Source organism: Shewanella sp. Choline-02u-19 (genome assembly GCF_002836205.1).
Taxonomy (GTDB): domain Bacteria; phylum Pseudomonadota; class Gammaproteobacteria; order Enterobacterales; family Shewanellaceae; genus Shewanella.
Genome location: NZ_PJBE01000012.1, coordinates 1,047,796 through 1,066,926 on the forward strand (window position 1 = coordinate 1,047,796; position 19,131 = coordinate 1,066,926).

Sequence of the window (19,131 nt, forward strand, 5' to 3'; positions counted from 1 at the left end):
CAAGAGGGGATCAACAGCAATCCCCTCTTGGATCACCCCTGCCGCCCCGACGAAGTTACATGCGTTGAGTACAGGCCTCGTACTCCAATAAAAATCGCCTAACGGCTCAGATGGGACATTCATGTCCCCCTAAGCCTGAACCATCATCTGATAGGCAGGATGCCTGAATGTCTTGAAGTGTATGGATGCACGGGAAAGACCATGATGGTTCTACGGCATTTTTATCTACGTACTTCGGCAACTCCGATGGGGAGTTGGTGTTTTCTGTTATTTCTGCAGTCGGTTGGCTTTTATGTTTTAAATTGAAAACTCAAATGCTGAGAGTTTGCGCTTTTAAAACCCAGTGTAGATGCGGCTGAGGCCTTCGAAAACAGTGCCAATTCTGTTCCATACAGAATTTGGCATTTCCTCCGTCCTTGGAGGTCAGATGTCTTCGTTGAGCTTACATGGACCCTTTCTTTGGTGAATAGTTGCAGCGGGCCTCAGTTGCGTGTGCACATAAGGTCGTTTATTCACATCCATGTGATCACGACATTCGGACATCCTGTCCAGCACCTGCCGCAGGCAATTGGAACCACAGAGGCAAAGTATTGACCTTTGATTGACGAAGATTGTAGTGGTCAAGTCAGTCTATGGTTAATCCTAGTTTTCTAGGCATCTTTCTTTAGCTCAAATTATACTTATTCTTGGCTGTGTTATTAGATATAAAATATTTACAACAATTTCTTAGCAGTGATAAGTTGAACGAAATTAACACAGTTTCTGAGTGCGTTATCGAGCGACGAATGAATAATCTATTATGCAAAGTGGGTAAATGAACAAATTTTGGCTTACTCATAAAATCGATATTTTCATTTTAGCGGTAATACTTTTAAGTATATCGGCTTGGATTTTTCATGTTTGGTCAGATGAGAATTTCGAAGAAATAGATTTAAGTAATAGCGTTATATCATGTGAACTCAATGGAAAATTTAGTACCTATTCAGTTCAGTTTTCAACAAATGGCACTTACTATTTAATGACTAAAAAATACAATTTTTGCGAATTGTACAGTGATGAAATACGTGGTAAATCAATAAAAGGGGAGTACCTTAAAGGTAATAACCTATTGAAAAAGCTTGAGGTCGATGGTGCTAACTACCATGAGCAGATAGCACTAAGTGCTTACTTTTCTGGCCTACTAGTAGCATTTATCTGCTGGGTCTTTATTCGAAGCCCCATAACGTGGGTTTTACTTAAAATGCAAACGAGCCTCCGAATTAAGATTCACCAAGGCTAATTTCTAGTGGAACTGCGAACATTTTACGCTGTTTCGCAGTAGTGCTACATCATTTGATCAAACTGTCATCAACCTCTTAAATGGGTGTTAAGGTCTTCTAGATAATATGGCTCGGAGAAATGAACTAGGAAGTATAGCTAGTGGATTAATAGGTTCATTTAGCAGCCGAAATAATGATATCGGTGGTTATTGGGGGCTCGGGAAATTACACAAGTTTGTTGAGAATGATTCTAAAAAAGAGATTATGATTGATCTTCTATCTGGGAATATCAGTCCTCAAACAGACGAGTTTGATTCACTGATTGAGTCCTATCGAGATAGATTGGACTCACACCTAACTACTGGCTCTATCCCCAAAGCTTGGCTAGTTTCTGTGGAACTCACCGTGCTATTTGAACCTGAATATGAAAAGAAGCATCATTATTGGCGCTCCGGACTGGGCAAACCATATAAGGCAAAGTGCGATATCTTAGATGATAATGGTAAGCATCATGTGGCATATGCATATAACAATAGTCAGCCGCATGACCCGAATAGAGAAGCAAGGAGTTGCCGCTAGAAGCAATAAGTTTAGTCTAACTGGCGTAAATTCTACATAGTAAGACAAAGGAATGACCAGAGCTAAAAAATTTAAGTTACTGATGATTGTTCAATTAATTGTCACAGTAATGTACAAAACGATTCCTATCGAACTCACATACTATATGAATTCATTTTTTATCGTAGGCATGGCGCTAGGGGCTTACTTGATATTAAAGGCGATTGTTTATGCCTGCCCAAACTGTGGAAAGCACCAAATAATGCTTGGTTTTTTTAAGTATCGTTTACCAACTGACAACTGCTATGTGTGTTGCGAGAAAATTGATAGCTAAATATATTGGCAGCGTTGTCAGTGAACCTAAAATTATCAGAGGGTGTGTCGACTGTTACTGAGGTTAGGTACTATAGAGTTGCAAGTAGCAATAATAACAAAAAGGGAGCCTTCGGCTCCCTCGTATCACTCACTACTGTAATTTAAACCACCTGAACCAAACCCAGAATCACTTACGCAATTCTCTGCGTAATATCTTACCCACTGTAGATTTAGGCAATGCATCGACAAAGATAACCACTTTGGGGATCTTATAGGCGGTTAGCTGCTCGCGGCAGTAGCTGTCGATTGCCGCTTTAGCTTGTTCATGATCGGCATGAATATCGTTTAATACGATAACCGCTTTAACGGCTTCACCGCTACGATCGTCTTCAATACCAATCACGGCACATTCGAATATTGCTTCGTGATTCGACAGTATATCTTCGACTTCGTTTGGATAGACGTTAAAACCAGAGACGATAATCATGTCTTTCTTGCGATCAACAATTTTATGGAAGCCGTCTTCAGTGGCAATCGCGATGTCGCCTGTTTTAAAGTAACCTTCGCTGGTCATGACTTTTGCCGTTTCCTCTGGGTTATTCCAATAACCTAACATCACCTGTGGACCAAAGACGGCAAGCTCGCCGGTTTCTCCTGTGGCGACTTCGTTATCATCCATGTCGAGAATCTTTACCAAGGTGCCAAGGACGGGTTTGCCAATCGTGCCGAGCTGTTCGAGTCCAGGTGCATTGAGCGACACCACCGGTGATGTTTCCGATAATCCGTAACCTTCAGAGATGGTGCAGCCAGTGGTTTGCTGCCAAACCGAAGCCGCTGCTTGAGTTAATGCAGTACCTCCGGAGATGGTCACTTTTAAGTGGCTAAAATCCAATGCCTTAAATTCTGGTTGGTGACATAGCCCGACAAATAATGTGTTGAGCCCTGCAAATCCAGTGAATGAATATTGTGCCAGCGCTGAGATCAATCCTGAAATGTCGCGTGGATTTGGGATCAATATAGAACAACCGCCACGCTCGTAATAAAGCACTAAATTCACCATGAAGGCGTAGATATGGTACACAGGTAGCGGCGCGACAAAAATCTCTTCACCTTCAACTAGGCGACTGCCAATACGCGATTTTATCTGCATGGCGTTGGCGAGTAAATTACCGTGGGTTAACATTGCCCCTTTTGATAATCCGGTGGTCCCGCCGGTATATTGCAGTGCTGCAATCTGTTCTGGCACGCTAATCACAGGCACATATGTCAGTAGCTCACCCGCTTTTAGCACATCACAAAAGGCGATGGTTGCAAAGGGGACTTCTGGTTGCGGTTGCGGTGCAATCAAGTCCATTGCATGCGTGGATATAACGGTTTCAATACTGGTGTTAGCAATCACTTCAGTCAATGTTGGCAACAGATCCGATAGCACCACTAGGGCTTTTGCGCCTGAGTCATTGAATTGGTGGATGAGCTCCCGTGGGGTATACAAAGGGTTGGTATTGACTAACACCATACCTGCTTTAATGGCGCCATAAGCGGCAATCACAAACTGAGTGATATTGGGCAGTTGAATCGCAACTCTATCGCCCTGTACTAAATTCGTTTCTTGTTGCAGGTAAGCGGCAAACTGGCGTGAAGAATGATTAATCTCGTTGAATGTGGTTTCTTTCCCTAAACAAGAATAAGCGGCTTTATCACCGTATCGGGCACTTGCAAGGTCAATCAGATCATTGAGTGAGGCGTATCGGGAGAGATCGAGTGTTGAGTCTGAATCATATGCCATGGAGATACCTTCGTTAGCCAGTTTTTGATTGTTTTTGGGGTTGATTAGTGAATCAAACAGGCGTTTAGATTAGTGCGATTGTCACCCTAAGGTCAATGGTCAACAATGAAATAAATTGTTTCATGCCTGCAGAACAGAGCAATGGCTATCAGCTTGTAACAATTAGATTTTTTACTCTACTTTTTTACCGGCGAGATTAACCCCCTAGATTAACAGGTAAAGCAGCGGTTACTTTACCTGTTAACTCAAGCTTGCTTGATGATGGTTATAGCGGGCTAAAGAAATTAGATTGTTGCGTTACTTGGTTGTGACTGTGCTGCTCTGACACGGTAAAGGTTATTGCGCTGCGGCTGCTTTCAAGTTCATTTAGATCTGCCAAGACGGTTACCGGGTAATCTAGCAGCTCACCCGCATTAATTAACAAACGGGTATTTCCTGCGAGTTTATAGCTACTGTTACCTGACACATAGATTTGATAGTGACGAGCCTGCTGGGTTTTATTACGGATTTTTAGCGTAAAGCTATTTTCAACTTCATCGGTTAATGTTTCACGGTACAGCGTTTGTCTATCACGAATGATGTTTAGCTCAATGGCAGAACGATTACTGATATCAATCCCAATCACGGTGAGCATGATCAAGGCTGCAATACCGTAGCCAAGAAATTTGTAAGATTCATAAAAAGGCACGGCTTTGTCGACTAATGCATTCTCACTGCTGTAACTAATTAAGTCAGGTTTGTAGCCGAACTGCGCCATGGTCTGGTTACAAGCATCGACGCACGCGCCGCAGTTAATACACTCATATTGCAAACCGTTACGGATATCGATACCCGTGGGGCAAACATCCACACAGAGGTTGCAGTCAACGCAATCACCTAAACTGGTTTCTTGTTTGCGTTTACGATGACCACGACTTTCGCCACGAGTTGCATCATAGGTAACGGTCTTGGTATTGGCGTCAAACATCGCTGACTGAAAGCGGGAATAAGGGCAGCAATGTAAACACATCTGCTCACGCATCCAACCTGCATTAAGGTAAGTACAGATGGCAAAGAACCAGACCCAGGTGCTGATCCAAAAGCTGGCATCAAAAGTGAGAATATCCAGATATAACGCTCTGGCTGGAATAAAATAAGCGATAAAGCCACAACCCGTGAGAAGGGCAATTGCGCCCCACGCCAGATGTTTGCTGGTTCGTTTGGCTATTTTGTTTAAACTCATGGGGGCTTTGTCTAAGGTAATACGCTTGTTGCGGCTGCCTTCAATTTGCTCTTCAACCCATACGAACATGAATGTCCAAGCGGTTTGTGGGCACAGGTATCCACACCAAACTCGGCCCCAAAATACAGTGGCAAAAAACAGTAAAAATGCAGCTGCGATAAGCACCCAAGCAAGAATAGTGAAATCTTGAGGCCAAAGCGTGGTGCCAAAGAAAATGAATTGTTGGTCGCTAATATTAAACAGAATGGCTTGTCGACCTTGATAAGAGACAAACGGTAGTAGAAAAAATAGCGCAACCAATAAGCTATTCATCCCGGTTCGAATGCGTTGAAAATATCCTTTTTGCTCTCGAATATGGATCTTACCGCTAGGCGGGCTGTCGACCTGCTTAATGGGAATGCGATTATTCGGTCGTTGGCTATGGGTGTTTTCTATTACTTTGCTATTGTTTTTATTTAACATTGGCTTCTCTATAGGCACTGACATTGTTCACTCAGTGCCTATATAGCAAGCTCTAGGCCATGTTTTAAGTTATTGTTTTTGCTTAGTATTATCCTTTTGATTACACTCTTTGATCGCGATATATCGCTAATCCATTGTATGTCGTGTCTTGCCGTTGATGAACGCTTACTATATTGGCCGAGCAATAGCGAGTTTAAGCATACGAGAGCGCAAGGTGCTGGGGGGCATTCCCAGTATTGCTGCAGCACCGATTGGCCCTGAGATCCGCCATTGACTCTGCTTTAATATTTTTAAAATATGTGCTTTTTCTATTTCGGCTAATGTCTGTTTAGCGTTGGTTGCCGCAGTAGATGTTTTAGCTTGAGGCTCTGATGCTAGTTGGCCAAACTCGAGCACTGGCCCCGTTGATAAGATCATCTCTCTTTCAAGCACATTCTGCAGTTCACGCACATTACCAGGCCAGCTATGTTTGGCTAAATTTTGCATACCTCGTTGGCTAACCTTGCTTATTTTTTTACCTAATTTACGATTTAGCTCCTGAAGAAGGTGACTAACGAGTTCAGGAATATCCGACAAACGGCTGCGCAATGGCGGTACTACAATGGGAAAAACATTAAGCCGATAATAGAGATCCATTCTAAACAGACCTTGTTCGACCCGCTTTAGCAGATCGTGATGGGTCGCGGTAATCAGTCTGATATCAACTTTAATTGTTTGGCTACTGCCAACGCGTTCAAACTCTTGTTCTTGAATGACCCTGAGCAGTTTTGACTGGGCTTCTAGACTCAGTTCAGCCACTTCATCGAGAAATAGAGTGCCATTATTTGCGAGTTCGAAACGGCCTTTTCGACGACTTGTCGCACCTGTGTATGCGCCTTTTTCATGGCCAAACAACTCACTTTCAAGTAAGGATGTTGAAAATGCAGCGCAATTGACACTCACTAATGGCTTACCTGCACGGTTACTTAAGCGGTGCAGGTTGCGGGCGACGAGTTCTTTACCTGTGCCATTCTCGCCACTAATTAACACCGTGCTTTCTGTATTAGCAACAAGCTTAATCTGCTGAATCAACTGGTTAATTTGTTGGCTTTCACCTGATATACCAACATCTCCAGTACGGTCTGCAAGCTCTAATTGCAAATATTGATTTTCGAATGATAGCTTCTCTGACAGGGCTTGAACTTGCTCTAGCGCTTGGCGGAGTGACTGTTCCGTTTGCTTTTGAATACTGATATCACGAAATATCGCGACAACTCCCATAAGCACCCCATCTTTATACACCGGGGTTGAGGTGTAATGGACTGGAAAGCTAGAGCCATCTTTACGCCAAAACACTTCATGGGTTATCTCTCTTGCTGTGCCATCTCTGAGCGTGTTGTAGATGGGGCAGTCCTCTTTAGGATAATGGCTACCATCGTTATGGCTATGGTGATGGCAGTCATGAATATTCTTGCCTAACAACTCCTGGGTTTGCCAACCCGTCATCTTCTCAGCGGCTGGATTGATGAACACGGCATTGCCGTCGAGATCAAATCCATAAATACCTTCGCTGACCGCGTTTAGTATCAATTGGTTCTCTGGCAGAAAGTCTGCATGAGCGGTTTTTTGTTTAAGATTGATAGCTGACATGGTGGTTCCTGTCGCGATATGAAGTGACAAAGCTAGCGTAAGTATACGTTAAACCATTGAGTCACGATATCACGTGCTTTGGTAGTGGTTTCAAATATGCAGAATAATCGCTCAATATTTTTAACTAGATGAGTCATGGCTGCTGTTTGTTTTGAACATGGGTCTAGCGGTTTTATGGCCCTGATGACTCGACTTTTTTATGTTTAATCCACTCAGGGTTGAATGGTGAATATTTGAATCGTTAGTCTGTTATCCATCCAAGCTGCAGTATATGAACAGAATAGGGCAAGTAGACGTTTATTAAGTTAAAATGAGGTTAGTTGAAGTCTTACTGAATTTTGAGCCTGATTATGGAATACGATTTTTTACGCAATACAATGACCGGTACAGCATTTGCGCGGTTCAGTATGGATCATGAAGCGATGGGTTTTTGGTTGTCGGAAGAGCTTGGTGACAATCCTGAGAAGCATGTCGAGATCTGTCAGCAGCTTGAAAAGCTACAAACTGGCCAGCTAAGTGATTGGCGCTTAATTGGTAAGGCACTGTCGATAGAGTTTGATTGTGAACAGGTCAGAGTGTTTGCCAATAATATCGAAGAGGGCGAGGAGGAGGATGCTGAGATGGATGAATCAATGTCATTCTATAATGGAGAGTCTGAAGCATTTTGTGGTTTAGAGGATTTCTATGCGGTATTGGTCAACTGGCGTAAGTTTTTGGATGAATACTAGTTGGCTATAGAGCATATTAAAAAAGGCAGCCTAGGCTGCCTTTTTGCTGTTTAACTATCCAGTATAAGCGATATCAGTTATTGGTTTAGGTATCTAACAGCCATCTCTGTACGTGACTTAGCATTGGCTTTGCGAAGTAGATTTTTTACATGTACTTTAACGGTGCCTTCGCTTATATGTAACTGCTCTGCGACCACGCGGTTACTTTGTCCTTCAGCAAGGTGCTTTAATATCTCTAGCTCCCTTGGTGTTAGGTTTTCAATCCAGTCCTGCTCATTAACTGAGGTATTTAGCTCAGATAAGTAGTCTTTAACATTCTCGCTAATAATACGATGTCCTAACATGGCATTCTTTAGCATCTCAAGCAGCAGATCTGGCTCGGTATCTTTAAGTAGATAACCATCGGCACCCGCTCTAACCAGTCTAATCACATCTTGTTTAGCATCCGAAACGGTCAAAATAACAATACGGGAGGTGACGCCCTCTTGTCGCAAAGCATTGAGTGTATCGAGGCCTGTCATCCCTTTCATATTGAGATCAAGTAACACTATATCGGGCTCATTTTCAGCGACGGCAGAAAGTGCGTCTAGCCCACTTCCCGCTTCACCAAAGAGAGTGAAATCGGAGTCTGAGGTAATAAGCTGACAGATCCCGCGACGCAATAGCGGGTGATCGTCGATAACTAGCACTGAATAAGGCTTACCCATTTAATGGCCTCCTACTGAGGTTAACTCGCAATTCAAAAGTTAAAGATGTCATTTTTGCTTTAATAGCTGTTTTATATAGCAAAAAATCACACTGGTTCTTGTTGAGGTGGGAAGGTTAACGTCACTGTGGCACCACCTTCCTCATTTTGGCTAAATTCTACCACACCTGATAGGCGACTTGCGCGCTCATGCATGATCCCTAAACCAAAATGTTGATCTCTTTCTTTGAGTTTTTCTATTCCGAGCCCATCATCACTAATACTAATAATCACTTTGGTATCAGATATTTTTTGGCAGCTGATATGAATATGCTGGGCGCTAGCATGCTTAATCGCGTTGAGTGTGGCTTCGCGAGTGAGCTGTAAAATATGAATATGTTGCTGGGCACCGAGTAGCTGTACTGGCAGTTTATAATCGAGTGTTATGTTAGCATCACTTTGACTGCGTAATTGCTCAACCATTGCTTCTATAGCGTGTCCTAAGTTGGGATCTTTAATTGTCAGCCTAAAGGTGGATAGCAACTCTCTGAGCTGCGCATAGGCGGTATTGACGCCTTCATTTATTTCTTGTAACTGCTCTGCTGCTCGCGGACTTTTCGATGTTTTGTCTAACTCTTTGGAGAGCAAATTAACTTGGATTTTTAAAAATGACAGTAATTGGCCCAAGGAGTCATGCAATTCGCGCGCGATAACCCCTCGCTCTTCCATGAGTGCGAGTTGCTGTCGTTGCTCACCTGCATTGTGGATCACCATTGAGCGTGCCAGCATGATGGCAAAGTTACTATATAGCGCTGTTGTATAAGGTCGCTCAGAAATGACTTCTAAATAACCTAGGTTATTTTGCTCAAACTGTAATGCAAATTTCTGTGAATTCTTAACGTCATGCGGCCACTCACCTTGAGCATCGATGATGTATTGGACTTGCTCATCTTCCACTACAACCAATCTTAGGCTGATGTTAGGTTCATGGGTTTGCAGCTGGTTAATGGCATCGGTCAGCGTATTGATGTCTAATTTACTCGAGTGCAGCATGACGACATTGTCATAGAGTAATTTCAGCTCATTATTGGCACGCGTTAATGCAAGCGTCTTTTCTTGTACCTGAGATTCTAACCCTTGATAGACGCTGGCCAGTTTTTTTATTGTACTATCGAGAGCGCTGCTTAATGCACTCAATTCGATATACTCTGTTTTAGGCATTACTACATTAAAGTCGCCTTGTGAAATTGTATCAGCAGCCTGCATCAATTGTTGCAATGGTTTAACAACCTTACGTTTGGCAATCCTTACCGTGACGAAGGCAATCAACAGCATTATGCCCAAACCGACTATCTGACTAATCGCCAGCAGCTTAAGTTTAAAGGCGGCATGTTGCTCAGTTTCTAATACGAAAAGATCAATGGTATCGACAAAGTCTTTTAGTGCAGCGGCATACAGGCGTGAGTTCTCAGATTCAATGTAATAACGCATTATTTGCCACTTATCGATGACGGTGAGGTACTTATCCTTCATGTCTTGTGGAGTATACCAAGCGAGCGTTGCCTTAAGCGCTTGAGAATTGAGGGTGTTTTCAAATTCTTCAATTTTTTCTGCCGCCGATTCACTGCCTGAATTGGCATAAAACATAAGTCGATAACTTTGCATTCTCAGCGATCCGGAGGCATTAATCGCTCTGGCATCTCCTAAGCTATAGGACAAGTTAACGATGGCAAAAATAGCCAGTCCGCTGGACAGTAATATCAGCGTTAACATGAATCCCCATATCGCTGATGTAAGTCTGCCTTTTTTCATTCAAGAGTTCTCATTTATTGGGGTTATGAACTATTTTATTAATAGCATTTATTAATTATTGCATACTGCAATATGTTACTAAAAACACAAAGTGTGAGCAACAACACGTTTACAAGTTGATCTAACGCAAGTTTTAAGGAGGATACCCCTAATGGGGTATGTTTTTGTTAGGTGCAAGAGGCTAAATTCACCTTGGAATAGGTGGGACTATACTATAAATATTATAAAGTAAAATGGAGATGAGATGGTGAGAACATTAACTAAAAAGGCTTTTGCACTGAGTGCAATGGTTGCTGCAAGTTTAATTGCTGGTAGCGCATTCGCAAGTGACAAAACTGAACCACGTAACGAAGTGTACAAAGATAAGTTCAAGAATCAATATGAAACTTGGCATGAAACTTCAGAAAGTAAAGAAGTTGTTGATATGCTTGAGCAGGTTCCAAGTTTAGTTGTGCTTTGGGCTGGTTATGGTTTTGCTAAAGATTATAACGCTCCACGTGGTCACATGTATGTAATCACTGACTTAAGAAACACCTTACGTACCGGTGCCCCTAAGTCTGCTGAAGACGGTCCAATGCCAATGGCATGTTGGTCTTGTAAGAGCCCAGATGTACCTCGCATGATCGAAGAGCAAGGTGAAGACGGGTATTTTGCGGGTAAATGGTCTAAAGGCGGTCCAGAAATTGTTAACGCTCTTGGCTGTGCTGATTGTCACGTAAAAGGTTCTTCTAAGTTACGTATGTCTCGTCCATTTGCTGAACGCGCAATGGAAACATTGGGTACACCATTTGATAAAGCGTCTAAGAAAGACAAGCAATCAATGGTTTGTGGTCAGTGTCACGTTGAGTACTACTTCGAGAAGACCAAAGATAAGAAAGGCTTTGTTAAATTCCCTTGGGATAACGGTACAACAGTTGAACAGATGGAAGTCTACTATGACAACATCGAGTTCTCTGACTGGACTCACGCTGTTTCTAAGACTCCAATGCTTAAAGCACAGCACCCAGGTTATGAAACTTGGCAGCTAGGTGTTCACGGTAAGAACAACGTAAGTTGTACTGACTGTCACATGCCTAAAGTGAAAAGCGAAAAAGGTCGTAAGTTTACTGACCATAAAGTAGGTAACCCATTCGATCGCTTTGAAGAAACTTGTGGTAGTTGTCACGAGCAAAGCAAAGAGTTCATGGTTAACTTAACTGAAGATCGTAAGCATAAAGTTGCTGATCTTAAAGCACGTGCTGAAGCTCAGCTAGTGAAAGCTCACTTCGAAGCAAAAGCTGCTTGGGATGCGGGTGCAACTGAAACTGAAATGAAGCCTATCCTTATGGATATCCGTCATTCACAGTGGCGCTGGGACTATGCAACTGCATCACACGGTGTTGCTGCTCACGCAGCTGATGAAGCACTTCGTGTACTAGGTACTGCGGTAGACAAAGCGGCTGATGCTCGTATCAAGCTAGCTCAACTACTTGCTGTTAAAGGTGTTAAGCAACCAATTGCTTACCCTGACACTTCAACCAAAGCTAAAGCACAAGCTGCTCTAGGTATGGATATGAAGAAGATGAATGCTGATAAAGCTGAATTCAAGAAAACTTTAGTACCACAGTGGGAAGCTGAAGCTGAAAAGCGCGAAGCAACTTACAAGTAAGTCTATTGTTTCTACCTAGCTCTATATAGAAAAGCCCTCGTTGATGAGGGCTTTTTTTTGCTCTAAATTAACTCGTTTGACCTTAATGTCGGTCTACTTAATCAGTGCCAGTAAGGCCTTAAACCTTTCCCCTATCGCTTCATGTTGCAGTTCAAACAGCAATGACTCTACATTGGTTTGTAATGCACCATGGGCTTGCATCATCTCTATTCCGAGTTTTTTATTAACAGGATCTCGCGAAGACATTGCATCTACAACGAGGTAAGTCGGGTAAGCATTATCTAATAGGTCCATGCAGGTTTGGTACACGCAAACATGGGTTTCTATGCCTGCGACAAGGATATTTTTTTGCCCCATTGCTGACAATTTCGCCCTGAACTTTGGACATTGCCAGCCGCTAAAATGTTGTTTTGCAATTGGCTCCGTAGTTTTGATTAGCTCTGTGGCTAATACATCACTAGTGGCACCCAATTTATCGGGTAGTTGCTCGAGCCATAGGATCGGAATGTCGAATAACTGAATGCCTTTAATTAATAGCGCTAATTTATGGTGTAACTCTTCACTTTGATGCATGACTCGTGCGAGTTGCCCTTGCACGTCAACAATGACTAATACGCAATCTTCTGGCTTCAACATTTTAATGTTCCTAGTACTTGTTGCAAAGGTTACTAGTACACCTCAAAAGTCGCTTTTAACCAATAGGCGATAAGTCTAAGCCGCGACATCTTTGCCTTATGAGCGTGCAGTTATTGAATAACTGCACTTTTTTGGTGCGTTTATATTCATTTTTCAATGCCTGGTTTTTTCTATCTCATTGTTTTTATGGTATTTGATTTGTTGGCCTAATGCTTGAAGAGTCTTTGTTAGAATTAAAAATAGTCTTCAAGGAGATCGCCATGAAATTGGTCAGTGCCATTATTAAGCCATTTAAGTTAGATGATGTAAGAGAAGCTATCGCCAATGTAGGCATTGAGGGGATGACGGTGACTGAAGTAAAAGGCTTTGGTCGTCAAAAAGGCCATACCGAACTTTATCGAGGTGCTGAGTATCAGGTTGATTTCTTACCTAAGGTGAAGCTTGAAATTGCGACTAAAGCTGAAAACGTGGAGATGCTAGTTGAGGCGATAACGAGTGCTGCGCGTACAGGTAAAATTGGTGATGGCAAGATATTTGTTACCAACCTAGAACAAGCAACCAGAATACGAACTGGTGAACTCGACAACGAAGCACTTTAAAGGGGGATTGGACAAATGGATGAATTAACCAAACTAGGATTAACGGTCACTGAGCTTCGCTTTGCCCTTGATACGTTTTATTTTCTTATCTCAGGTGCGCTAGTGATGTGGATGGCCGCCGGATTTGCGATGTTAGAAGCTGGCCTCGTTCGTTCAAAAAATACCACTGAAATTTTAACTAAAAACGTCTGCTTGTATTCAATAGCCTGTGTCATGTATCTAATCGTTGGTTACAACATTATGTACGTTGATAATGCTGAAGGTGGTTGGTTACCCTCGCTGGGGTCATTGATTGGATCACAAGCTGATGGAGCAGATCATGCGCTTGAGTCCGACTTCTTTTTCCAAGTGGTGTTCGTTGCAACGGCAATGTCGATTGTGTCTGGTGCCGTTGCTGAACGGATGAAGTTATGGGCATTTTTGGCATTTTCAGTGTTTATGACTGCGGTGATATACCCTGTTGAGGGTTACTGGACCTGGGGTGGTGGATTCTTATCTGAAGCAGGCTTTGTTGACTTTGCGGGCAGCGGTATTGTACATATGGCCGGTGCTGCAGCGGCAGTTTCTGGGGTGCTATTGTTAGGTGCAAGAAAGGGAAAATATGGCGCTAACGGACAAGTAAACCCGATCCCGGGTTCTAACTTACCGATGGCGACATTGGGTATGTTCATCTTGTGGATGGGTTGGTTTGGTTTTAACGGTGGTTCACAGCTTTTAGTCTCGGATGTTGAAAATGCTAGCGCGGTGGCCAAAATATTTGTTAATACCAACTCTGCTGCGGCGTTTGGTGCGCTTTCTGCTTTGATTGTATGTCGATTGGTTTGGGGTAAAGCCGATTTAACTATGATCTTAAATGGGGCATTAGCAGGGCTTGTGGCGATTACCGCTGACCCTTTATCACCTTCTTTAGCGATGGCTGGTGTGATTGGTCTTGTGGCTGGCGGCGTGGTTATATTCTCGATTGTTGCATTTGACCGAATCAAAATTGATGATCCCGTTGGGGCAATCTCTGTCCATGGTGTGGCCGGACTCCTCGGGTTAATATTGGTGCCAGTGTCTAATGCCGATGCGTCTTTTGGCACTCAACTTTATGGTGCTGCAGTGATATTTGGTTGGGTATTTGCGGCCTCTTCAGTTGTTTGGTTTGGACTCAAAGTGACGATGGGGATCCGCGTGACAGAAGAGGAAGAATATAACGGCATGGATGCATCAGATTGCGGCATTGATGCGTATCCTGAATTTGTCTCAGTGAAAAGTGCTAACTAATGCAGTGATGATATTGCTAACAAGCAGGGCTTATGCCCTGCTTTTTTATTTGAGAGAAGCATTAACACCTCTAAGCTATTTCATGATCTGCGGCTAATGTTCTGCTAATAATGGTTTGGGATTAATGTCTGAGACTTAATGGAATTGGGCTGGTTAACGGTATACGATGAGCTAATACTGGCTTCTACTATTATTGGGTCGTTATCGGATGAATAAAGTGTTCAGCATTAGTCTATTGCTACTATTTACCACCAGTTTACCCGCGGTAGCTGGACAGGTTGTAGTGCGTAAATCTAGCGAGCCATTTGATGCGTTTGCAGTGCGCGATCAAGTGTTGGCTGACCATGAGTGGCAAGAAGCGCTCAGGTTTCAACAGCAAATAAAAATCTTACAAGCACTGCCTATGGGCTGCTTGCCTATTGCTATTCCTTATCGCCATTTCACTTGTCGTGGCCAGTTCTACAGGCCTTATGAATATCAAAATAAACAGCTCTACATTGAAATAGAACCACCGCAGGCGGTTACCCCCTAAGCTTGCTAGGGCAGTTGATTGCTTTACTGAATGAGTCGTACTTTTGATTTACGCTTTGTAACGTTTTTTGCCGAACGGACTCGTTTTTCCAACTATGCTTAAAGGTATGATTTTTTGCGTTGAGAGCGTTATGAAATTCATTTCTTTAGCACTATTGTTCTCCCTGCTCATTTTACTGCAAGGTTGCAGTTCGACCAATGAGTCAAGCCATCAATATGCGCTTGAAAGCTATTATCATGATGAGCATTTTACGCGAGTGAACGATCTTCCTGCTGTAGAAAGCCTATTTGCCTTATCTGTTAGTGATATAACCAGTGTACGCAATGACCTCAATAGGGCGAGATTGTCAAAATCGAGCAATGTCATGCGCCACCAATGGTTAGCTAATTATATTAATGCCCAAGATGGCGGCTTTCGTTATGCTGATAATCTGACTCGTTCAGCAAGCGATACATTTGGCGATCGAGAGGGCAACTGTTTATCTTTGGTGTTATTAACCGCGGCGATAGCGCAGGAACTGGATATTAGAGTCGAATATCAGGAGATTGATATCCCGCCCGTTTGGGATAAGCAAGGGGGATTCTATCTAGTGAATGGACACATTAATTTGAAACTGTTGCCGCAAGAAAGAGGCAATGTATTGAATGTTTCTGCAGGTGCTATTCAGATAGATTTTTTACCCGAACGTGCCATGCAAGGCTACGATAAACGTCGAGTGAGCCAATCTATGATCGCTTCAATGTTTTATAATAATGTGGCTGCCGAAGCGCTGGTGCAAGGGGAGTATGACAAAGCCTACGGATTGCTTAAATTAAGCTTACAGCAGGATAATCAGTTTTTACCTGCTATCAACACCTTGGCTGTTTTGTATCGATATAGAGGATTAAATACGGAAGCTGAAGCATTGTATAGGTTGGCGTTGAACATCAACCCTGACGATATGAATGCGTTGTATAACTACGCGATTATTTTAGCCGAGCAAGATAGGCTTGATGAATGGGCGGGAGTGCACAAAGTCTTGGAACTTGCTCGTATTCGTAACCCGTATTATTACTATGGTATGGCGCAACAAGCGTATTTTGATAAAGAGTATCAAGCGGCATTGAACTGGTATCAACGTGCGATTGATAAAGCGGATTATCGCCATGAATTCTACTTCGGACTGTCAAGAACCTATTGGGCTACGGGGGACGAGCGTAGAGCAGAAGCTAACATGAAAAAAGCGTTGGCCTTGACCAATGACAGTAATAATAAGCGCCGCTACCAATCAAAGCTGCATGCTATTCAAGGTCACGACTAAACTGAGCCAGCTGTATGCATGCACATAATGGTATTGCTATAAATTTATCTATGCAAACTGCTATCAGCCGCAACCATATCGGATTTTTGCTTACTTTTGTCAATCTTAGCGCTTTAAGCGATGTCATCATCCTACAGACCATGGAGTTGCTCTGCGTCTAGCGTTGTGGCGCTGCCCTTGAATGCATTATTGCGAATAGGAATAAGTTATATAATGTTTACTAAGTGTTAAATGCTGATTGTGCGCCTGAAGTTAGTGCGGATTATTTTTAGTAAACCAATCTAAAACAAGTAGTTAAATTTATTTATTGTTATTTTTACTAACTTGATTGCAATGTGAGTAGATACTGGGATAAATTGAACTCAGTATCGCAATTGAGAGTTATGTTTTCATATATCACACGCTAGACGGAGCGCAGTATTACCATGTATTACAAAAATGATGATGTTCGAATTAATAAGATTAAAGAGTTGTTACCTCCAATTGCTATTTTGGAGCGATTTCCAGCAACAGAGAACGCATCAGCGACCGTATTTAATGCGCGTGAAAGCATCCACAATATTCTGGCTAAAAAAGATGATCGCTTATTAGTGGTTATTGGCCCATGCTCTATTCATGATCCTATTGCTGCGGTTGAATACGGTAAACGTCTTGTGGAGTTACGTAAGCAATATAAAGATCAATTAGAGATCGTTATGCGAGTCTATTTTGAAAAGCCTCGTACTACCGTTGGCTGGAAAGGTCTCATCAACGATCCAAACATGGATAACAGCTTTAAGTTAAATGATGGCCTGCGCACAGCACGCAAGCTATTGCTCGACTTGAATGATATGGGCTTACCTGCAGCGGGTGAGTTTCTTGATATGATCACGCCACAGTATGTTGCCGATTTAATGTGTTGGGGCGCCATTGGCGCACGTACCACGGAATCACAGGTACATAGAGAGCTAGCTTCTGGTCTTTCAAGCCCTGTTGGATTTAAAAATGGCACCGATGGCACGATTAAAGTCGCTATTGATGCGATTGGCGCAGCCAATGCTCCACACCATTTTTTATCGGTGACTAAATTCGGTCATTCAGCGATTGTTGAAACTAAGGGTAACCCTGATTGCCATATCATTTTGCGCGGTGGTAAAGAGCCAAATTATAGTGCTGCACATGTGGTTGAAATAAATAAGCAGTTAGATAAAGCCGGCCTACCTAACAATATAATGATCGACTTTAGCCATGCTAATAGCTGTAAGCAGTTTGCATTGCAGATGTCGGTTGCTGATGATGTTGCTGGCCAAGTCAGTGCGGGTGAAGCGTCAATATTTGGTGTGATGGTTGAAAGTAACTTGGTTGAAGGTCGTCAAGATCCAGTAGAAGGCGAACCGCTTTGTTATGGTCAGAGCGTCACAGATGCTTGCATTGGTTGGGATGATACCGAAAAAATGCTCAGCGTATTGAATCAGAGTGTTATCAACCGCCGATAACGGGTGCGTTAATTTTTTATCGCTGATATAAACCTAGTGTTCGCACTAGGTTTTTTTATGGCTGGCTTTTGGCATGGTTAAATCATACTTATTGCTATTGGGCGGTGTTAGCGGTGAGGCTGACGTTGCTATTTAGGCTGATAATGGGGGTAATTTGGTCGTAGCCTGCTTAACCGGCATTGCTCATAACGGCAGAGTTACTGGCAGTGACGCTACCGAACGATTATTTTTGTTGAAAATCCTCTTTTATGTACCACTTTACGTTGATAAACGATAGAATGTTGCGCAATTAATACCCTAAACAAGGATTGTAAAGGTATGAAAGCAAGTCAGCTTCGGTGCTGGGTTTCCTATTCAGTACTTTTCTATTTCAGTTTTTCGCAAAGTCTTTATGCATCCGACGATGTAGATGTGGCGATCGACAAAATAGCCAAACGCCTGCCTATTTTTAGTCAAAAACTGAGTTTTTACCTACCACATGATTGGAAATTAGCTTTTTCTCAGTCAGAGGATGGCATGTTTACAGCTGAATTCTTACCTAAAAACGAACAGCTACGAAACTGGTCTTCTATGGTGTGTATTCAAGGTTTTAAAGATTTGTCTGCCAATATAGAGCCTAGCGATTTTCTCGATACGATGGCGGAGGCTTATCGAGATAACTGCTATGGCGACGTGTTATATGAACGTGTAGATGACGAATTCATTGATGGCCATCAGACGGCAAGTGCCATTATGGGCTGTACTCGAATGCCCAACACGCACCTTAATGGGTTACAAGCTAACGTTTATAAAGCGCTAGAACACTTAGGTGAAATTGGCCATTACACTGCAGTAAAAGGCGAAAATGACCTGTACCTTATTCATAAGTCTATGAGAGGGGAGGAGTTCACTTCAACATCTGCACCGGTTGAAAGAGCTAACTATCGTGAGTTCATGTCTGCGATAACGCCCTTCAAATTAAATTAACGCATTAGGCGCTTAGTCGTACTTTTGTACTGGGGTTAGCTTTTCAATTATCAGGTCTTAATTATAAATAATACGTCCCGTCTTACGTTTGAGCCATTTGTCACTGTTAGAGTTAAACATAAATGGCTCAAACTAAAGTATTAGCGAGCATTTTTGGTTAAGCCGGCCCCTTTTCGTTATCTGCAGATTTTCTCGGTTGAACATTTGTAATCTAAGCTAGAACAAATCGCTTTTTGATAAGTTAGACATTTAA

General features: G+C 42.6%; 16 protein-coding genes. 10 read left to right on the forward strand and 6 right to left on the reverse strand.

The window, feature by feature from the left end; translation table 11 throughout:
* Nucleotides 1–814: 814 nt before the first annotated feature.
* Nucleotides 815–1,279, forward strand: coding sequence for a hypothetical protein (locus tag CXF83_RS06660; protein WP_101091437.1), 465 nt, complete (start codon nucleotides 815–817; stop codon nucleotides 1,277–1,279).
* Nucleotides 1,280–1,385: 106 nt separating this feature from the next.
* On the forward strand, nucleotides 1,386–1,838 hold the full coding sequence (locus tag CXF83_RS06665; RefSeq protein WP_101091438.1) for a hypothetical protein: 453 nt from the start codon (nucleotides 1,386–1,388) through the stop codon (nucleotides 1,836–1,838).
* A gap of 481 nt (nucleotides 1,839–2,319) precedes the next feature.
* Here the strand turns inward: CXF83_RS06665 and CXF83_RS06675 are convergent, their stop codons facing one another.
* The 3 genes from CXF83_RS06675 to CXF83_RS06685 all read right to left on the reverse strand — a co-directional run bounded on the left by CXF83_RS06675 (nucleotide 2,320) and on the right by CXF83_RS06685 (nucleotide 7,231).
* Nucleotides 2,320–3,918 carry an AMP-binding protein gene (locus tag CXF83_RS06675; protein WP_101091440.1) on the reverse strand — a complete coding sequence of 533 codons (1,599 nt, stop codon included), beginning with the start codon at nucleotides 3,916–3,918 and terminating at the stop codon, nucleotides 2,320–2,322.
* 265 nt (nucleotides 3,919–4,183) lie between these two features.
* A complete protein-coding gene (gene ccoG / locus CXF83_RS06680; protein ID WP_101091441.1) occupies nucleotides 4,184–5,602 on the reverse strand; it encodes a cytochrome c oxidase accessory protein CcoG in 1,419 nt (472 codons plus the stop codon).
* A gap of 168 nt (nucleotides 5,603–5,770) precedes the next feature.
* Complete coding sequence (locus CXF83_RS06685) at nucleotides 5,771–7,231, reverse strand: sigma-54 interaction domain-containing protein (protein WP_101091442.1); 1,461 nt, start codon at nucleotides 7,229–7,231, stop codon at nucleotides 5,771–5,773.
* Nucleotides 7,232–7,581: 350 nt separating this feature from the next.
* Here CXF83_RS06685 and CXF83_RS06690 point away from each other — a divergent pair, with 350 nt between their 5' ends.
* Nucleotides 7,582–7,959, forward strand: coding sequence for a YacL family protein (locus CXF83_RS06690; protein ID WP_101091443.1), 378 nt, complete (start codon nucleotides 7,582–7,584; stop codon nucleotides 7,957–7,959).
* 77 nt (nucleotides 7,960–8,036) lie between these two features.
* Here the strand turns inward: CXF83_RS06690 and CXF83_RS06695 are convergent, their stop codons facing one another.
* Together CXF83_RS06695 and narQ are read right to left on the reverse strand one after the other, a co-directional pair.
* A complete protein-coding gene (locus CXF83_RS06695; protein WP_101091444.1) occupies nucleotides 8,037–8,666 on the reverse strand; it encodes a response regulator in 630 nt (209 codons plus the stop codon).
* Nucleotides 8,667–8,752: 86 nt separating this feature from the next.
* Nucleotides 8,753–10,456 carry a nitrate/nitrite two-component system sensor histidine kinase NarQ gene (narQ, locus tag CXF83_RS06700; protein ID WP_101091445.1) on the reverse strand — a complete coding sequence of 568 codons (1,704 nt, stop codon included), beginning with the start codon at nucleotides 10,454–10,456 and terminating at the stop codon, nucleotides 8,753–8,755.
* Between the two features lie 244 nt (nucleotides 10,457–10,700).
* Here narQ and nrfA point away from each other — a divergent pair, with 244 nt between their 5' ends.
* On the forward strand, nucleotides 10,701–12,104 hold the full coding sequence (nrfA, locus tag CXF83_RS06705; protein WP_101091446.1) for an ammonia-forming nitrite reductase cytochrome c552 subunit: 1,404 nt from the start codon (nucleotides 10,701–10,703) through the stop codon (nucleotides 12,102–12,104).
* 93 nt (nucleotides 12,105–12,197) lie between these two features.
* Here nrfA and CXF83_RS06710 read toward each other — a convergent pair whose 3' ends face one another.
* Nucleotides 12,198–12,740, reverse strand: a complete 543-nt coding sequence (locus tag CXF83_RS06710; protein ID WP_101091447.1) for an isochorismatase family protein — start codon at nucleotides 12,738–12,740, stop codon at nucleotides 12,198–12,200.
* Nucleotides 12,741–13,000: 260 nt separating this feature from the next.
* On the opposite strand from CXF83_RS06710, the gene CXF83_RS06715 reads away from it, so the two are divergent.
* The 6 genes from CXF83_RS06715 to CXF83_RS06740 all read left to right on the forward strand — a co-directional run bounded on the left by CXF83_RS06715 (nucleotide 13,001) and on the right by CXF83_RS06740 (nucleotide 18,878).
* Entirely contained in the window at nucleotides 13,001–13,339 is a 339-nt protein-coding gene (locus CXF83_RS06715; RefSeq protein ID WP_101091448.1) for a P-II family nitrogen regulator, read from the forward strand.
* Between the two features lie 15 nt (nucleotides 13,340–13,354).
* On the forward strand, nucleotides 13,355–14,605 hold the full coding sequence (locus CXF83_RS06720; RefSeq protein ID WP_101091449.1) for an ammonium transporter: 1,251 nt from the start codon (nucleotides 13,355–13,357) through the stop codon (nucleotides 14,603–14,605).
* A gap of 208 nt (nucleotides 14,606–14,813) precedes the next feature.
* Nucleotides 14,814–15,137, forward strand: coding sequence for a hypothetical protein (locus CXF83_RS06725; RefSeq protein WP_101091450.1), 324 nt, complete (start codon nucleotides 14,814–14,816; stop codon nucleotides 15,135–15,137).
* A gap of 130 nt (nucleotides 15,138–15,267) precedes the next feature.
* Nucleotides 15,268–16,437, forward strand: a complete 1,170-nt coding sequence (locus CXF83_RS06730) for a tetratricopeptide repeat protein (RefSeq protein WP_232775049.1) — start codon at nucleotides 15,268–15,270, stop codon at nucleotides 16,435–16,437.
* A gap of 425 nt (nucleotides 16,438–16,862) precedes the next feature.
* Complete coding sequence (gene aroG / locus CXF83_RS06735; RefSeq protein WP_101091452.1) at nucleotides 16,863–17,912, forward strand: 3-deoxy-7-phosphoheptulonate synthase AroG; 1,050 nt, start codon at nucleotides 16,863–16,865, stop codon at nucleotides 17,910–17,912.
* A 318-nt stretch (nucleotides 17,913–18,230) separates the two neighbouring features.
* Nucleotides 18,231–18,878: a hypothetical protein gene (locus CXF83_RS06740; RefSeq protein WP_101091453.1), complete on the forward strand. Its 648-nt coding sequence runs from the start codon at nucleotides 18,231–18,233 to the stop codon at nucleotides 18,876–18,878.
* Nucleotides 18,879–19,131 lie beyond the last annotated feature (253 nt).